Origin of the sequence: Caballeronia calidae, from assembly GCF_900044055.2 — a bacterium.
In the GTDB taxonomy this organism is placed as follows: domain Bacteria; phylum Pseudomonadota; class Gammaproteobacteria; order Burkholderiales; family Burkholderiaceae; genus Caballeronia; species Caballeronia calidae.
The window spans coordinates 301,979-317,780 of sequence record NZ_FCOX02000002.1 but is presented as its reverse complement, the minus strand read 5'-3'; the positions used below and the strand labels follow the sequence as shown (position 1 = coordinate 317,780).

Here is a 15,802-nt window from a genome sequence, read left to right as displayed (position 1 = left end):
GCAAGCGGCGAAGATTCACCGACAATGACGCCAGGTCATCCGACATGCAGCGGCAATTCGACGATCTTCTTCTCGGCAGCATCGAACTATTCTGCCTCGCGGCGGAGCTCGGCAGCTTCACGCTCGCGGCCACCGCGGCGAGCGTGACGCCCGCCGCGGTGAGCCGTTCCGTCGCGCGGCTCGAAAAGCGCCTCGACGTGCGGCTCTTCGTGCGCACGACGCGCCAGATTCGCCTGACCGATGCGGGCCGCCGCTACTTCGAGCAATGCCGCGACGCGCTCAATCGTCTTGCCGAAGCGGAGCGCGAAGCCACCGGCCAGCAGACCAGCCCGAAGGGCGTGCTGCGCATCAGCATGCCGACGCCTTACGGCCACTATCGCGTGCTGCCGCTGCTTGCGGAGTTTCGCACGCGCTATCCCGATGTGACGGTCGAAGCGCATCTGAGCAACCGCAATATCGATTTCGCCGATGAAGGCTTCGACCTCGCGATACGCGGACGCGCGCCGCGCGATTCCGGTCTCATCGCGCGCAAGCTCGAAGATGCGGAACTCGTCGTGGTGGCATCGCCAGCTTATCTGAAGCGCAAGGGTACGCCGAAGACCATCGAAGACATGCTCGCGCACGAATGCATTCAGTTCGATATGCCGAGCACCGGGCGTCCCGTGCCGTGGCTATTCATGCAGAACGGCGAGCCCGTCGACATGACGACGCAAGGCGGCTACGGAACCTCCGGCGATGCGCTCGCGGGCATTCCGCTCGCGCTCAATGGCGCGGGCCTCTTTCAAATCTATCGCTTCACCGTCGAAGACCATTTGCGCGCGGGCACGCTCACCGAAGTGCTGCGCGATTTCGGTGGATGCAGCAGGCCGTTCATCCTGCTGTATCCGCATGCAAGGCATTTGTCGTCGCGCGTGCGGGCTTTCGTCGACTTCATCGTCGAGAAGCTCGTCACGCGTTGAACCATGCAACGTTTAAAGGACTCAACGCCATGAGCAAGAACGCATTGACATCGCTACTGGGCATCGACACGCCCATCATTCAGGCGCCGATGGCAGGCGTGAGCACGCCCGCGCTCGCGGCAGCCGTATCGAATGCGGGCGGGCTCGGCTCGCTCGGCGTCGGCGCGATGAACGCGGAAGGCGCGCGCAAGGTGATCCGCGAAACGCGCGAGCTCACCGACAAGCCGTTCAACATCAACGTGTTCTGTCATGCGCCCGCGACCGCGAATGGCGCCGTGGAGAAGGCATGGACGGACTGGCTCTCGCCCGTGTTCGCGCAGTACGGCGCGACGCCGCCCGAAAAGCTGAGCGAGATCTATACGAGCTTCGTCGTCGATGAAGCGATGCTCGAGGTGTTCGTCGAAGAGAAGCCGGCTATCGTGAGTTTTCATTTCGGCTTGCCGTCGAAGGAATATATCGATGCGTTGCGCGGCGCGGGCATCAAACTGATTGCATCTGCAACGAATGTGCGTGAAGCGGAGCAAGTGGCTACGGCGGGCATGGATGCGATCGTCGCGCAAGGAATCGAAGCGGGCGGGCATCGCGGTATCTTCGACACCGAAGCCGATGACGACAACCTCGGCACCTTCGCGCTCACGCGTCTTCTCGCGAGCAGGTTCGACGTGCCCGTGATCGCGGCGGGCGGCATCATGGATGGCGCGGGCATCGCGGCGGCGCTTGCATTGGGCGCGCAGGCCGCGCAGCTCGGCACCGCGTTCGTGCCGTGCACGGAGACATCGATCGATGCGGGATACCGTCGCGCTATTCTGAGCGATGCCTCCAGCCGCACGACGTTCACATCGGCGATCTCGGGCCGCAAGGCGCGCAGCCTCGTCAACAGGTTCACGGAACTGGGACGCAATGCGCAAGCGCCTGAGATTCCCGCGTATCCCATCACCTACGATGCCGGCAAGTCGCTGCATGCGGCCGCGAAGGCAAAGGGCGAGTTCGGCTACGGCGCGCAATGGGCCGGACAGGCAGCCGCGCTCGTGCGTGAGTTGCCCGCAGCCGAATTGATGGCGCGTCTGCAAGCGGAACTGCGGGAAAGCATCGCCAGCCTGCAGCAATATGCATCGCGCTGATCGCTGTAAAGCATAGTCGAAACGCTTCGTTGGTCGAACGTCCTGTCGATGCTTCAATGTTTCCGTCGCATTGCATGCGGCCTGCATCCGACAAACGCATACCAACGGAGTTTTCGATGTCCGATATCCCCACGCTCGCCGCCGAATCCACGCTTCAGCCTGTCGCATCGAATGAGCCGTTCCAGGTGCGCCCGATAGGCGGGCGCATCGGCGCGGAAGTGCGCGGCGTGACGCTTTCCGCCGATCTCGACGATGCCGCGATCGACGCGATCAACAAGGCGCTGCTCGAACGCAAGGTGCTGTTTTTCCGCGGCCAGTCGCATCTCGACGACGCCGCGCAGGAAGCATTCGCCGCGCGTTTCGGCGAGACCGTCGCGCATCCCACTGTGCCGGCGCTTTCGAGCGGCAGCCGTCTGCTAGAACTCGATTCGAAGCATGGCACGCGCGCGAACTCCTGGCACACGGATGTCACTTTCGTCGATGCGTACCCGAAGATTTCGATCCTGCGCGGCGTCGTGATCCCGCCCGCCGGCGGCGATACCGTGTGGGCCAATACCGCCGCCGCCTATGCGAACCTGCCGCAAGCACTGCGCGATCTCGCCGACACGCTCTGGGCGCTGCATTCGAACGCTTACGACTATGCGGCGACACGCAACGTGCCCGACACCGCAACCGAGCGCGAGTATCGCAAGCAGTTCACCTCCACGCTCTATGAAACGGAGCATCCGGTCGTGCGCGTGCATCCTGAAACCGGCGAGCGCACGCTCGTGCTCGGCCACTTCGTGCAGCGCTTCATCGGCCTTTCGCAGCGCGATTCGGATCGTTTGATCGAGCTCTTCCACGACCATGTGACGCGCCTCGAAAACACCGTGCGCTGGCGCTGGACGCAAGGCGACGTCGCGATCTGGGACAACCGCGCGACGCAGCACTACGCCGTGGCCGATTACGGCGACGCGCATCGCGTGGTGCGCCGCGCGACCGTTCACGGCGATGTGCCCGTGGGCATCGACGGGCGCACGAGCCGCATCGTCAGCCAGGAAACGCGCGCGTCCTGAAGCGCTTTTTATCGCACGCACTGGCGATGAAGCGTCATCGCCAGCGATCCACTCTTCTTCATTGCACGATGACACTACGATTCAAGCTCCTCGTCGGCGCGGCGGCGCTCGTTGCCGCGCTCATCGGTCCGGCGCATGCCGCCGATCCTTCGGTCGTGCGCATCGGCGTCGCGCAACAGGGCAGCGGCGATCCGCCTGTTTTCGGCGGCTCGCCTGCGGCGACCGCGCTATTGCAGCATCGTGTCGAAGATGCGTTGCAGTCTGAGCACGTCAAGGTCGAATGGATTTTCTTCAAGGGCGCGGGGCCTGCGGTGAACGAGGCGCTCGCGAACAAGCAGGTCGACTTCGCGTATCAGGGCGACCTCCCTTCGGTGCTCGGCCGCGCGAATGGCCTGAAGACGCATTTGCTGCTGGCGTCGAATGTGCGCACGGGCGTGTATCTCGCCGTGCCGCCCGATTCCGATATCAAGAGCGTGAAGGATCTGAAGGGCAAGCGCGTCGGCATTTTTCGCGGCACGAATCTGCAGCTCGTCGCCGATAACGTGCTCAAGCAAAACGGCCTCACCGAACGCGATCTGCGCGTGATCAATCTCGATACCGCCGCCGCGCAAGCCGCGCTCGCATCCAAAGGCGTCGATGCGGTGTTTCTCGACTACTCGCTCTTCAAGCTGCAACGCCAGGGACTTGCGAAGATCGTCTATGCATCGCGCGACGATGGCTTGCAGCTCACGCGACAGGCGCATCTGCTCGTGCTCGAAGATTTCGAACGCGCGCATCCGGACACGGTGCAGACGGTCGTAACAGCGGTCGTTCAGGCGGCGCAATGGTCTTCCGACGAAGCCAATCGCAATGCGCTGTTCGCGTTGTGGGCGAAGAGCGGCGTGCCGACTGAATCGTGGGCGTCCGAATATGCGAACCAGCCGTTGAAGGACCGCATGTCGCCGCTCATCGATCCGTTTCTCGTCGCGCGTTATCAATCCGTCGCCGATGATGCGTTGCGCCTGAACCTGATTCGTCAGCCCGTCAGCGTGAACGGCTGGTTCGAGCCGAAGTATTTGAATCAGGCGTTGAAGTCGCTGAAGCTCGAAGCGTACTGGCCGCGCTTCGATGCATCGGGCAAGCCCGTCGCTCAAAGTCTTGCGGAGAATCGGTAAATGGCCAATGCCCTGACTCGTGTTTTCCTGCCTGCGGATCGCACACGCAAGCCCTTATCGAACGATACGCTGCGCATCATCGGCTGGACTGCGTTGCCGTGGATCGTGCCTTGCGTGTGCGCGCTGCTGTGGCTTCCGGGTTCGCGTTATGGCTGGATCTCGGCGCAAGTGCTGCCGCCGCCCGCGCTCGTGTTCGAAACGCTCGGCGCGCTCGTAAAGAACGGCGAGTTGTGGATGAATCTGTCCGCGAGCATGACGCGCGCGGCGGTCGGGTTCGGTGGCGGCGTGGCGCTCGGCATCGTGCTGGGCGGTTTGCTCGGCCTGTCGCGCACGCTGGAGGCTTATGTTCTGCCGAGCTTCAACGCGATCGTGCAGGTGCCCGTGCTCGGCTGGTTGCCGTTCCTGATGATCGTCGTCGGGATCGGCGAGCCGTTGAAGTATCTGCTCATCGGGCATGCCGCGCTCGTTCCCGTCACGCTCTCGACGTTGCAAGGCTTTCGCGGCACGCCGCGCGCATTGCAGGAAGTGGCGTCGGTGTATCGCTATACGCGCTGGCAAGTCATTACGCGCGTGACCTTGCCTTCGGCGATTCCGGTCATCGGTACGGGTGTGCGGCTCGCGTTCACGAAGGCGTGGCTGACGCTCGTCGTCGTCGAACTGGTCGCGTCGTCGGAAGGGCTCGGTTATCTGATCGTGTATGGACGTCAGCTCTTTCAGCTCGATCTCGTGCTGGCTGCGGTGCTGATCGTCGGCGCGATCGGTTATGCCGCGGATCGTCTGCTCAATGCATTCGAGCGCAAGCTGCAGCGCGGCCGGACCCACTGAGGAGCACATCATGTCGACACTGGATTGGGAAGCGGGCACCGTCAAGGGATCGTGGCGCGGCCTCGTGCTGCCGATCGCCGCGCTCGCCGTGTGGTGGTTCGTATCGCGCGGCGCGCAAGTGGGGCACGGCGTGATGGTTTCGCCTGCGCAAGTCTGGGATACAGCCGTGGCGCAGGTTCGAAGCGGGGCGCTCGTGCGCGCGTTGTCGGCTTCGCTTGGGCGTGAGTTGACGGGCTTTGCGATAGGCACGACGCTCGGCCTCGTGCTCGGCGCATTGCTCGGCGTATCGCGGCTTGCGAATCGCGCGATTGCACCGAGCTTCAATACGTTCAAGCAAGTGTCGCTCTTCGCATGGATACCGCTGATATCCGTGTGGTTCGGATTGGGCGATGTCGCGAAGGTCGTGTTCCTGTCGCTCGCCGCGCTGGTGCCTGTCGTGATGCATACGAGCGACGGCATTCGCGCGGTGCCGCCGAACTGGCTCGACGTGGCGCGGGCGTATCGCTATGGCAAGTTGCAGACTTTGGCGCATATCGTGTTGCCCGCCGCGTTGCCTTCGATCTTCACGGGCGTTTATCTCGCGCTCATCTATTCGTGGCTCGCGACGCTGGGTGCGGAATATCTGCTCGTCGCGGGCAGCGGGATAGGCAATACGCTCGTCGATGGCAGCGAGCAATTTCGAATGGATCTCGTCGTGTTCGGCGTGATCGTGGTCGGTTTGACCGGGTGGGCGTTGAATGCGTTTGCGCGAGGCGTGCAGCGGCGCTGGTTCGATGCATCGCGCATAGCTTGAGGAGAATCCAGATGACGACGGTAATCGAGCAAGACAGTGGTTTGACGCTGCGGCATGTTGGCAAGCGGTTCAATGGCGACGATGCGTCGCCGGTTCTCGATCGCATCGATCTTTCGATTGCGACGGGGGAGTTCGTGAGCATCGTCGGGGCGAGCGGTTGCGGGAAGTCGACGTTGCTGCGGCTCATCGCGGGACTCGACGGCGATCATGATGGCGAGATCGAGTTCGGCGGCGAGCGCGTCGTGACGACGGACTTGTCGCGCGGGATCGTGTTTCAGGATCATCGGCTGTTTCCGTGGCTGAATGTGGAGCAGAACGTGGCCGTTGCATTGCGCAATGCACCGCTATCGAAAGCGGAGAAGGCGCGTGCGGTGGCGGAGCATGTCGCGCTCGTCGGGCTGAACGGTTATGAGCGGCATTATCCGCATCAGTTGTCGGGTGGCATGGCGCAGCGTGTCGCGATTGCGCGAGGGCTCGTGAACCGGCCGCGTCTCTTGTTGCTCGACGAACCGCTCGGCGCGCTCGATGCGCTCACGCGCGCGCGTTTGCAGGTCGAATTGCAGCGGATATGGGAGCACGAACGGATCACGATGGTGCTCGTCACGCATGATGTGGAAGAGGCGGTGCTGCTTTCGGACCGGATCGTGGTGATGCAGGCGCGGCCGGGCAGGATCGGGGAGGTGATCGAAGTGGGGCTGCCGAGGCCGCGGAAGCTGGGTGATCGCGGCGTCGGCAAGTTGCGCGACGATATCGTGGGGACGTTCTTTACGGAAGTGAGCTAGATCTGCCCTTCGATCGCCGCCTTATCGATCACCGACCACACATTCTCGATCCGCCCGTCGCGAAACGCATAGAACACGTTCTCGCAAAACACGACACGTTTCCCGTCGACGTGCAAACCCATGAAGTCCGCCTTCGGCGTGCAGTCGAACCGAAGGCGGCACGCCACGTGCGGCGGCTCGGCAATCAGCAGTTGAATATCGAAGACGAGATCGGGGATTTCCCGGAAGTCTTTCCTCAGCATCTCGCGATAATCATCGACGGTCAGCGCCCGGCCGTTATAGCGCAGCGCATCATGAACGAACATGCCGAGACGCGGCCAGTCTTGCGCGTTCAGGCAGGCGATGTAGCCGCGATAGATATCCGTAAGCTCGGCTCCGTTCATATCGATAGCTCCGGTTCTGGACCCTGTATCGCGCATGGTCTCACGGCTCGGACCGGCCATCTTGCGTCCTGCTTCACGCGCCATCAGTTTTATTTATCGGCGTGACCATCACGCGAGCGCGGCGCACCGCTCGCTCCGCCGCGCCCCAGCGGCCTTTCCCCATGCCGGAACCCCATCCAGACAGGCAAACCTCTGGTTAACACGTAGCACCCGCCACGCGCCATTCCTCGCTACCCTTCGGCTTCAGTTTCCCTAAAGCAAGCCCGCTCGGCCACGCATTCTGAAGGAGTAGCGCACATGGCACGGATCATCGGAGGCATTGCCGCCTCGCACACACCGACCATCGGTTTCGCGTTCGACAAGAACAAGCGCGACGATCCCGTCTGGGCGCCGATCTTCGAGAACTTCGCGCCGGTCGCGAACTGGCTCGCGGAGAAGCGGCCCGATGTCATCGTCACGATCTATAACGACCACGTCACGTCGTTCTTTTTCGATCACTATTCGGCGTTCGCGCTCGGCGTGGGCCCGGAATGGCGCGTCGCGGACGAAGGCGGCGGCGCGCGCGATCTGCCGCCGATCAAAGGTCATCCTGCGCTCGCCGCGCATATCGGCACGTCGCTCATGACCGACGAGTTCGATATGTCGTTCTTCCAGAACAAGCCGCTCGATCACGGCTGCTTCTCGCCGCTTTCGATGCTGTGCCCGCACAAGCCCGAATGGCCGGTCAAGCTCGTGCCGCTGCAAATGGGCGTGCTGCAATTGCCCGTGCCGAGCGCTCGGCGCTTCTACAAGCTCGGCCAGGCGCTGCGCCGTGCAATCGAAAGTTATCCGGAAGATATCAAGGTCGCGATTCTCGCAACGGGCGGTCTCTCGCATCAGGTGCATGGCGAGCGCTCGGGCTTCAACAACACGGAATGGGATGCGCGTTTCCTCGATCTCTTCGAGCGCGATCCCGAGCAACTCGCGGATATGACCATCGCGGAATACGCGGCGCTCGGCGGCTATGAAGGCGCCGAAGTGATCATGTGGCTCACGATGCGCGGCGCGTTGTCGTCGAATGTCGTGTGCAAGCATCGCAGCTATTACCTGCCGTCGATGGCCGGCATCGCGACGGCGATCTATGAAGGCGAGGACAGTGTGACGAAGCCCGCGATCGTCGAGCGTCATCGTCAGAAGATGGCCGTGCAACTGACCGATGTCGAGAAGCTCGAAGGCACCTATCCGTTCTCGATCGAAACGGCGGTCCGCGCATATCGCATCAACGATTATCTGCATCGCATGGTCGAGCCGGAGCATCGCGAGGCGTTCAGGCGCGACGAGGAAGCGAGCTTCGAAGCGGCAGGCCTCAGCGAGCAGGAACGCGACCTCATTCGCCGACGCGACTGGCGCGGCCTGCTTCATTACGGCGTGATCTTCTTCATGCTCGAAAAGCTCGGCGCGGTGACGGGCATATCGAACCTGCATATCTATGCCGCGATGCGTGGCGAAACGCTCGAAGAATTCCAGAAGACGCGCAATGCGCCCGGCGCGCTGTACTCGGTCGCGGGCAAGGGCGCGGGCAAGCTCGACTGGGACAAGGCGGAAAAGGGCAAGCAATAAAGGCCAACAAAGGAGACGGAGACAAACATGAACAGCGGTAAAACGATCGACATCAAGGGCTTCATCGACGAACGGCCCATTTCCGCATACCAGTGGCTGCTGGTGGCGCTGTGCTTTCTGATCGTGATGGCGGACGGCATGGACGTCGCGATCATGGGCTTCGTCGCGCCTTCGATCATCGCGGACTGGCATATCTCGCGGCCCGCGTTCGGGCTCGTGATGAGCGCGGCGCCCATCGGTCTCGTGATCGGTGCATTGGCGGCGGGTCCGGCATCGGATCGCATCGGACGCAAGTGGGTGTTGATCACCTCCGTGTTCCTCTTCGGCGTGTTCACGATCGCGACCGCGTTCACGAACTCGCCGTCGAGCATGGCGATTCTGCGCGTATTGACGGGCATCGGCCTCGGCGCCGCGATGCCCAACACGACGACGCTGCTCTCCGAATACGCGCCGCAACGCAAGCGCGCATTGCTCATCACGATCATGTTCACGGGCTTCAATCTCGGCTCGGCGTTGATCGGCTTCCTCGCGGGATGGCTGATTCCCGTGCATGGCTGGCGCTCGGTGCTGATCTTCGGCGGCGCGCTGCCGCTCGCATTGATTCCGCTGCAGATCTGGCTGCTGCCCGAATCGGCGCGTCTGCTCGCCGTGCGGGGCGCGACATCGCAGCGCATCGGCAAGGTGCTCGGCCGCGTGTGCGGCGCGCGCTTCGACGGCAGCGAAACCTTCGTGTCGAACGAACCGCCGCTGCCGACGAAGAAGCCCATCGGCGTGCTGTTTTCGCAGGGCTATGGCCTGATGACCGCCGCGCTGTGGGCCACGTATTTCATGGGCCTGCTCGTGATCTATCTGCTGACCGGCTGGCTGCCGACGTTGATGAAGGACGCGGGCCTCACCGTCTCGGCGGCCGCCAACGTCACGGCGATGTTCCAGATCGGCGGCACGATCGGCGCGATCATCGTCGGATGGATCATGGACAAGGCACGGCCCGCGCCGGTCATCAGCGCGGCGTATCTCGGCGGCGCGGTGTGCGTGCTCGGGCTTGCGTGGATCGGCGCGCTGTCGTCGTCGCTCGCGGTGCTCGTGTTCGCGGCGGGCTTCTGCATGAGCGGCGCGCAAACGGGCCTCAACGCCTTCGCGCCGGGACGTTATCCGACGGTTGCGCGTGCAACCGGTGTGAGCTGGATGCTCGGCATGGGCCGCTTCGGCAGCATCTTCGGCTCCGCATTCGGCGGCGCGCTGCTCGGCCTCGGCTGGGAGTTCGGCGCGATTCTCGCGATGCTCGCCGTGCCCGCGACGCTCGCGGCCATCGCGATTCTCGTCGCGCAACGCACGCATGCCGACGAAGCGCACGCACAAACGACTGCAGCACACTAGTACCTGGAGTAAAGGATGATCATCGACATTCACGGCCACTACACCACCGCGCCGAAAGCGCTGGAAGCGTGGCGCAACCGGCAGATCGCCGGCATCACGAATCCTTCGGAGATGCCGGCGGCATCGGAGCTGCATATCAGCGACGACGAACTGCGCGAATCGATCGAAAGCAATCAGCTTCGTTTGATGCGCGAACGCGGTCTCGATCTCACCGTGTTCAGCCCGCGCGCGAGCTTCATGGCGCATCACATCGGCGACTTCGAAGTGTCGAGCACGTGGGCCGCGATCTGCAACGAGCTGTGCTATCGCGTGAGCCAGTTGTTCCCGGATAGCTTCGTGCCCGTGGCGATGCTGCCGCAAAGTGCGGGCGTCGATGTATCGACGTGCATTCCCGAGCTCGTGAAGTGCGTCGAGCAATACGGCAATGTCGCGATCAACCTGAACCCGGATCCATCCGGCGGGCACTGGACGAGCCCGCCGCTCTCGGACCGCTACTGGTATCCGGTCTACGAGAAGATGGTCGAGTACGACATCCCCGCGATGATTCATGTGAGCACGAGCTGCAACGCGTGTTTTCATACGACGGGCGCGCATTACCTGAATGCGGACACGACCGCGTTCATGCAGTGCCTCACGTCCGATCTGTTCCGCGATTTCCCGACGCTCAAGTTCGTGATTCCGCATGGCGGCGGCGCGGTGCCGTATCACTGGGGACGGTTCCGCGGTCTCGCGCAGGAGCTGAAAAAGCCCTTGCTGAAGGATCATTTGCTCAACAACGTGTTCTTCGATACCTGCGTGTATCACCAGCCGGGCATCGACCTGCTGACGCGCGTGATTCCCGTCGACAACATTTTGTTTGCAAGCGAAATGATCGGCGCGGTGCGTGGCATCGATCCTGAAACGGGACACTATTTCGACGATACGAAGCGCTATGTCGAGGCCGCGCACATCGAGCCCGAAGCGCGCTACAAGATTTACGAAGGCAACGCGCGCCGCGTGTATCCGCGACTGGATGCGGCGCTCAAAGCGAAGGGGCGTTGAACATGTACGAACTTGGCGTGGTGTATCGCAACATCGATCGCGCGAACGCGGATGCCGCCGACAAGCTCGGCGCGCTCGGCTCGGCGACCGTGCACGAAGCAATGGGCCGTGTCGGCCTGATGAAGACCTACATGCGGCCGATCTACGTCGGCGCGCAGGCGAGCGGCACGGCCGTGACGGTGCTTCTGCAACCGGGCGACAACTGGATGCTGCATGTGGCTGCCGAACAGATCAGGCCGGGCGATGTCGTCGTGGCGGCATGCACGACGGAGAACACCGATGGCTTCTTCGGCGATCTGCTCGCGACGAGCTTCAAGGCGCGCGGCGCGCGTGCGCTGATCATCGATGGCGGCGTGCGCGATGTGCGCGTGCTGACGGAGATGAACTTTCCCGTGTGGAGCAAGGCGATCTCCGCGAAAGGCACGGTGAAAGCGACGCTCGGCTCGGTGAACATTCCGGTCGTGTGCGCAGGCGCGATGGTCACGCCCGGCGATGTGATCGTCGCGGATGACGACGGCGTCGTCGTGGTTCCCGGCGCATCGGCGCAGCAAGTGCTCGACAAGGCTATCGCGCGCGAGGCGTTCGAAGAAGAGAAGCGCGCGAAGCTCGCGAGCGGCGTGCTCGGCCTCGACATGTACAAGATGCGGGAGCCGCTGGAAAAAGCGGGTCTGCGCTATATCGACTGATGGCTGACATGACGATGACACTCACCGGCATCTCGTCGATGGCGACGCGCCAGGTGCTCGACGATCTCGCCGCTGCGTTCGAAGCGAAATCGGGGCAGCGTGTCGCGATCGAATCGGTGGGCGGCGTCGCGGCGGCAAAGCGTATCGAGGCAGGCGAGGCGTTCGATATCGTCGTGCTGGCATCCGATGCGGTCGAACGTCTCGCAGCTTCGGGACGTATCGATGCGACGAGCCGCGTGCGCATCGCGCGCTCGGGTATCGCGGTCGCGGTTGCTTCCGGCGCGCCGCATCCTTCCATCGGCGATGAAACTGCCGTGCGCGACGCGGTGCTGGCGGCGCGCAGCATCGGCTATTCGACGGGGCCGAGCGGCGTCTATCTGACGCATCTGTTCGAGCGTTGGGGCATTGCGGAACGCATCGCGTCGCGCATCGTGCAGGCGCAGCCGGGCGTCGCGGTGGGCACGCTCATCGCGCGGGGCGAACTCGAACTGGGCTTTCAGCAGATGAGTGAAATGACCGGCGTGGCGGGCATCGACGTGCTCGGCATGTTGCCGCCGGAGATTCAGACGTTGACGGTGTTCGAGGGCGCGGTATGCGCAAACGCCAACGCGCCGCAACTCGCTCGCGCGTTCCTTGCGTTTCTGGCTTCACGCGATGCCGAGAGCACAAAAGTACAGCATGGCATGGAGCCCTGCTGACCGAGATAGTTGCAAGTGCAATAAACAAGGCGCGCAGCGGCTGAACTAGCCACTGCGCGCCTTTTCACATCACGAGCACCCCACGCTCATTCCGCCACGGCGTAGCGTTCGAGCCAATGCGCATACGGCGCGGGCAAGGCCCACGAAGGCCGCTCGACCTTCAACTGCTTCGCTGCCTGATACGGCCAATGCGGATTCGAAAGATGCGCGCGGCCGATCATCACGAGGTCGAGCTGACCTGATTCGACAGCGTGTTCCGCGTTGGGCGGCGAATCGAAACCCCATGCCGATGCAACGGGAATCTCCGCTTCACGCCGCACGCGTTCCGCTATCGGGCCGAGAAACGCCGGACCCCACGGAATGCGCGCAGCAGGCGTGGAAAAGCCGACGCTCACGCTCATCAGATCGAGGCCTTTGCGGCGCAAGGTCTTCGTCAGTTCGATCGACTCCTTCAGCGTGGCTTCATCGCGGCCATCGTATTCGATGACGCCGAAACGCGCCGTCAACGGCAGGTTCTGCGGCCACACTTCGCGCACCGCATCGAAGGTCTCGACGAGGAAGCGGCTGCGCCCCGCGAGATCGCCGCCGTATTCGTCATCGCGCTGGTTCGCATCGACGGAGAAGAAGCTCTGCGCGAGATAGCCGTGCGCGAAGTGCAGTTCGAGCCATTCGAAGCCCGCTTCACGTGCACGGCGCGCGGCCGCCGCGAAGTCCGCCTTCACGCGCTCGATGTCGTCCAGGCTCATCGCCTTCGGCACTTTCGGCAGGCCCGCGCCGAACGCGACGGCCGAAGGCGCGAGCGTGTCCCAGCCGCGCGCATCGTCGGGGGAGATGTGATCGTCGCCTTCCCACGGACGGTTCGCGCTCGCCTTGCGGCCCGCATGCGCGATCTGGATGCCGGGCACCGCGCCCGCCGCCTTGATCGCCTCGGCAACGCGCTTCATGCCTTCGATGTGCGCGTCGTCCCAGAGGCCCGTGCAGCCCGGCGTGATGCGGCCTTCCGGCGACACGCCCGTCGCCTCGACGATCACGAGGCCCGCGCCGCCGCGCGCCAGGCTCGCATAATGACTGAGGTGCCAGTCGTTGACGAAGCCGTCGATGGCGCTGTACTGGCACATCGGCGGAATGGCGATGCGATTGCGCAGCGTGACGTCCTTCAGTTTGAACGGAGCGAAGAGTGCTGACATCTGAGATTCTCTGGTTCGGATGACCGAAGTCGAATTGAATTGAGGTCTCGAGGATAAACGGTCAGTGTCATAATGAAAACTATCCGCAGATTATCGAATCAATAAATTTTCGTGATACTCAATCCGCAATGGCTGCGCACCTTTCTTGCGCTCGTCGATCTCGGCAACTTCACGCGCGCCGCTGAAAGGCTCGATCTGACGCAGGCCGCCGTGAGCCAGCATCTCCGCCATCTCGAAGACGAGCTGGGGCTGCTCGTGGTTCGCCGCCCGCGTGGCATCGAACTCACGCCGGCGGGCAGGGCGCTCATCGACTACTGCGATGAAATGGAGCTGGCGGGCAAACGTCTCGCATCGCGCCTGTCCGACAGCGAGGACGAAGCGGGCGAGATCGGCCTCATCACGCGGGGCAGCATCGGGCTCGTGCTGTTTCCGCTATTGCTCGATCTGCAGCAGCAGCGCCCCGAATGGACGATGCGCCATCGTTTCGCGCCGGATGCCGAAGTGCTCGAAGCCGTGCTGGAGAGCCGTTACGATCTGGGCATCGTGGCATTGAAGCCCGACGATCCGCGTCTTGCAGCGACCAAGTTCATCGAGGAGCCGCTCGAACTCGTCGTGCCCGCGAACGTGGAGGTGCATGAGTGGAGCGATCTCGAACGGCTCGGCTTCATCGACTATCCGGAAGGGCATGCCACGGCGATTCGCCTGTTGAGCCGGCGCTTTCCGGGCAATCCGGGCGTCGGCAGCCTGCGGCGGCAAGGCTACAGCAACCAGATCAGCCTCATTCTGGAGTTCGTCGCGCGCGGGCTCGGCTTTACCGTGATACCGCGATATGCGCGCATCGCGTTCGGCAAGCCGGAAGCGATCGCCGTCGTGGAGTGCGGCGCGCCGGTGCACGATACGATGTGGCTCATTCGCCGCGCCGAATGGCCGCTGCCCGCGCGATGCGCGCGGGCCGTGCAGTATTTGCGGGAACGCGTGGGCGTTCCCGCGATGAAGGCGGAGCCGAAGAAGAAGCGTTCGACCGCAACGCGCCGTTGATCAGTGTCCCCAGCGCAGCACGAGCGGATCGAGCCTGCGCGCGACTTTCATCAGCCCTTCGCGCACGGCGGGATGCATCGGCGCGAGCGGATGACGCACCGCATCCGAGCGAATCACGCCGCCTTCCTTCATCAGGGTCTTGCACGCGGCGAGACCGCATTGCCGGTTCTCGTAGTTGATGAGCGGAAGCCATTGCTGATACAGCTCCGCGGCCTTTTCCGTATCGCCCGCGAAGTAGGCATCGACGATCTTGCGAATGCCGTCCGGATAGCCGCCGCCCGTCATCGCGCCGGTCGCGCCCGCGTCGAAGTCGGGCATCAATGTGATGGCTTCCTCGCCGTCCCACGGACCGACGATCGCATCGCCGCCGAGCTCGATCAGTTCGCGCAGCTTCGACGCGGCCTGCGCCGTTTCGATCTTGAAGTACGACACGTGCTCGATATCGCGCGAGAGCTTCGCGAGAAACGATGCGGAGAGCGGCGTGCCCGCGACGGGCGCGTCCTGGATCATGATCGGGATGTCGATCGCATTGGACACTTCGCGATAGAACTCGTGAATGCCGCGCTCGCCGACGCGAATGGTCGCGCCGTGATACGGCGGCATGATCATGACCATCGCCGCGCCCGCGTCCTGCGCGGCACGGCTGCGCTCGGCGCAGACACGCGAGCTGAAATGCGTCGTCGTGACGATGACGGGCACGCGGCCCGCCACGTGTTCGAGCACGGTGCGTTGAACGGTATCGCGCTCCGCGTCCGATAGCGCGAACTGCTCGGAGAAGTTCGCGAGTATGCATACGCCGTGCGAGCCGGCATCGATCATGAAGTCGATCGCGCGCTTCTGGCCTTCGAGATCGAGCCGGCCCTGGTCGTCGAAGATGGTCGGCGCGACGGGAAATACGCCGCGATAAGTCGGTGCAGCCATCGAAGTGTGTCTCCTGTGATTGTTCTGGACGCGGAACGAGCCTGCGTGAGTCGTCCCGGCTTGCGCTGCATTGCCACGCAAAGCAGTCTCGCAAACTGTGCGATAGCCGTCTATTGAATTCCGCTGATGGGGTGATTACCAGCGGTTATTACGCTGCAATGAAAACGACGCCCTTTAGAAGAC

General features: G+C 63.3%; 16 protein-coding genes. 13 read left to right on the top strand and 3 right to left on the bottom strand.

Annotated elements, in window-relative coordinates; all coding sequences use genetic code 11:
• Nucleotides 1-44 precede the first annotated feature (44 nt).
• From AWB78_RS03625 to AWB78_RS03595, 7 genes are all read left to right on the top strand, one after another.
• Nucleotides 45-959: a LysR family transcriptional regulator gene (locus AWB78_RS03625; RefSeq protein WP_062602318.1), complete on the top strand. Its 915-nt coding sequence runs from the start codon at nucleotides 45-47 to the stop codon at nucleotides 957-959.
• Between the two features lie 29 nt (nucleotides 960-988).
• On the top strand, nucleotides 989-2,080 hold the full coding sequence (locus AWB78_RS03620) for an NAD(P)H-dependent flavin oxidoreductase (RefSeq protein ID WP_062602317.1): 1,092 nt from the start codon (nucleotides 989-991) through the stop codon (nucleotides 2,078-2,080).
• 116 nt (nucleotides 2,081-2,196) lie between these two features.
• Nucleotides 2,197-3,135, top strand: coding sequence for a TauD/TfdA dioxygenase family protein (locus AWB78_RS03615; RefSeq protein WP_062602315.1), 939 nt, complete (start codon nucleotides 2,197-2,199; stop codon nucleotides 3,133-3,135).
• A 68-nt stretch (nucleotides 3,136-3,203) separates the two neighbouring features.
• On the top strand, nucleotides 3,204-4,289 hold the full coding sequence (locus AWB78_RS03610; RefSeq protein ID WP_062602313.1) for an ABC transporter substrate-binding protein: 1,086 nt from the start codon (nucleotides 3,204-3,206) through the stop codon (nucleotides 4,287-4,289).
• A complete protein-coding gene (locus AWB78_RS03605; RefSeq protein ID WP_062602311.1) occupies nucleotides 4,290-5,114 on the top strand; it encodes an ABC transporter permease in 825 nt (274 codons plus the stop codon).
• Nucleotides 5,115-5,124: 10 nt separating this feature from the next.
• Nucleotides 5,125-5,907, top strand: coding sequence for an ABC transporter permease (locus AWB78_RS03600; protein WP_062602309.1), 783 nt, complete (start codon nucleotides 5,125-5,127; stop codon nucleotides 5,905-5,907).
• 11 nt (nucleotides 5,908-5,918) lie between these two features.
• The gene (locus AWB78_RS03595; protein ID WP_062602307.1) at nucleotides 5,919-6,689 is read left to right on the top strand and encodes an ABC transporter ATP-binding protein; all 771 of its coding nucleotides are present in this window, start codon (nucleotides 5,919-5,921) and stop codon (nucleotides 6,687-6,689) included.
• On the opposite strand, the gene AWB78_RS03590 is transcribed toward AWB78_RS03595, so the two are convergent.
• Complete coding sequence (locus tag AWB78_RS03590) at nucleotides 6,686-7,072, bottom strand: ester cyclase (RefSeq protein ID WP_062602306.1); 387 nt, start codon at nucleotides 7,070-7,072, stop codon at nucleotides 6,686-6,688. The genes AWB78_RS03595 and AWB78_RS03590 overlap by 4 nt on opposite strands.
• Before the next feature lie 297 nt (nucleotides 7,073-7,369).
• Here AWB78_RS03590 and AWB78_RS03585 point away from each other — a divergent pair, with 297 nt between their 5' ends.
• Genes AWB78_RS03585 through AWB78_RS03565 form a run of 5 tightly spaced genes read left to right on the top strand, consistent with a single transcriptional unit; the run spans nucleotide 7,370 to nucleotide 12,473 of the window.
• Nucleotides 7,370-8,671, top strand: a complete 1,302-nt coding sequence (locus tag AWB78_RS03585) for a gallate dioxygenase (RefSeq protein WP_062602304.1) — start codon at nucleotides 7,370-7,372, stop codon at nucleotides 8,669-8,671.
• 27 nt (nucleotides 8,672-8,698) lie between these two features.
• Entirely contained in the window at nucleotides 8,699-10,048 is a 1,350-nt protein-coding gene (locus tag AWB78_RS03580; RefSeq protein ID WP_062602302.1) for an MFS transporter, read from the top strand.
• A gap of 15 nt (nucleotides 10,049-10,063) precedes the next feature.
• The gene (locus AWB78_RS03575) at nucleotides 10,064-11,089 is read left to right on the top strand and encodes an amidohydrolase family protein (protein ID WP_062602300.1); all 1,026 of its coding nucleotides are present in this window, start codon (nucleotides 10,064-10,066) and stop codon (nucleotides 11,087-11,089) included.
• Nucleotides 11,090-11,091: 2 nt separating this feature from the next.
• The gene (gene ligK, locus AWB78_RS03570; RefSeq protein ID WP_062602299.1) at nucleotides 11,092-11,775 is read left to right on the top strand and encodes a 4-carboxy-4-hydroxy-2-oxoadipate aldolase/oxaloacetate decarboxylase; all 684 of its coding nucleotides are present in this window, start codon (nucleotides 11,092-11,094) and stop codon (nucleotides 11,773-11,775) included.
• An 8-nt stretch (nucleotides 11,776-11,783) separates the two neighbouring features.
• Nucleotides 11,784-12,473, top strand: coding sequence for a substrate-binding domain-containing protein (locus AWB78_RS03565; RefSeq protein ID WP_096031741.1), 690 nt, complete (start codon nucleotides 11,784-11,786; stop codon nucleotides 12,471-12,473).
• 86 nt (nucleotides 12,474-12,559) lie between these two features.
• Here the strand turns inward: AWB78_RS03565 and AWB78_RS03560 are convergent, their stop codons facing one another.
• A complete protein-coding gene (locus AWB78_RS03560) occupies nucleotides 12,560-13,660 on the bottom strand; it encodes an NADH:flavin oxidoreductase/NADH oxidase (RefSeq protein WP_062602295.1) in 1,101 nt (366 codons plus the stop codon).
• A 114-nt stretch (nucleotides 13,661-13,774) separates the two neighbouring features.
• Here AWB78_RS03560 and AWB78_RS03555 point away from each other — a divergent pair, with 114 nt between their 5' ends.
• The gene (locus AWB78_RS03555) at nucleotides 13,775-14,698 is read left to right on the top strand and encodes a LysR family transcriptional regulator (RefSeq protein WP_062602430.1); all 924 of its coding nucleotides are present in this window, start codon (nucleotides 13,775-13,777) and stop codon (nucleotides 14,696-14,698) included.
• Here AWB78_RS03555 and AWB78_RS03550 read toward each other — a convergent pair whose 3' ends face one another.
• Nucleotides 14,699-15,619 carry a dihydrodipicolinate synthase family protein gene (locus AWB78_RS03550; RefSeq protein ID WP_062602294.1) on the bottom strand — a complete coding sequence of 307 codons (921 nt, stop codon included), beginning with the start codon at nucleotides 15,617-15,619 and terminating at the stop codon, nucleotides 14,699-14,701.
• Between the last annotated feature and the right edge of the window lie 183 nt (nucleotides 15,620-15,802).

What these genes read in the sequence shown, in the direction of transcription:
- AWB78_RS03625 (WP_062602318.1), top strand. Translation starts at nt 45, where the DNA reads ATGCAGCGGCAATTCGACGATCTTCTTCTCGGCAGCATCGAACTATTC.
- AWB78_RS03620 (WP_062602317.1), top strand. Translation starts at nt 989, where the DNA reads ATGAGCAAGAACGCATTGACATCGCTACTGGGCATCGACACGCCCATC.
- AWB78_RS03615 (WP_062602315.1), top strand. Translation starts at nt 2,197, where the DNA reads ATGTCCGATATCCCCACGCTCGCCGCCGAATCCACGCTTCAGCCTGTC.
- AWB78_RS03610 (WP_062602313.1), top strand. Translation starts at nt 3,204, where the DNA reads ATGACACTACGATTCAAGCTCCTCGTCGGCGCGGCGGCGCTCGTTGCC.
- AWB78_RS03605 (WP_062602311.1), top strand. Translation starts at nt 4,290, where the DNA reads ATGGCCAATGCCCTGACTCGTGTTTTCCTGCCTGCGGATCGCACACGC.
- AWB78_RS03600 (WP_062602309.1), top strand. Translation starts at nt 5,125, where the DNA reads ATGTCGACACTGGATTGGGAAGCGGGCACCGTCAAGGGATCGTGGCGC.
- AWB78_RS03595 (WP_062602307.1), top strand. Translation starts at nt 5,919, where the DNA reads ATGACGACGGTAATCGAGCAAGACAGTGGTTTGACGCTGCGGCATGTT.
- AWB78_RS03590 (WP_062602306.1), bottom strand. Translation starts at nt 7,072, where the DNA reads ATGAACGGAGCCGAGCTTACGGATATCTATCGCGGCTACATCGCCTGC.
- AWB78_RS03585 (WP_062602304.1), top strand. Translation starts at nt 7,370, where the DNA reads ATGGCACGGATCATCGGAGGCATTGCCGCCTCGCACACACCGACCATC.
- AWB78_RS03580 (WP_062602302.1), top strand. Translation starts at nt 8,699, where the DNA reads ATGAACAGCGGTAAAACGATCGACATCAAGGGCTTCATCGACGAACGG.
- AWB78_RS03575 (WP_062602300.1), top strand. Translation starts at nt 10,064, where the DNA reads ATGATCATCGACATTCACGGCCACTACACCACCGCGCCGAAAGCGCTG.
- ligK (WP_062602299.1), top strand. Translation starts at nt 11,092, where the DNA reads ATGTACGAACTTGGCGTGGTGTATCGCAACATCGATCGCGCGAACGCG.
- AWB78_RS03565 (WP_096031741.1), top strand. Translation starts at nt 11,784, where the DNA reads ATGACGATGACACTCACCGGCATCTCGTCGATGGCGACGCGCCAGGTG.
- AWB78_RS03560 (WP_062602295.1), bottom strand. Translation starts at nt 13,660, where the DNA reads ATGTCAGCACTCTTCGCTCCGTTCAAACTGAAGGACGTCACGCTGCGC.
- AWB78_RS03550 (WP_062602294.1), bottom strand. Translation starts at nt 15,619, where the DNA reads ATGGCTGCACCGACTTATCGCGGCGTATTTCCCGTCGCGCCGACCATC.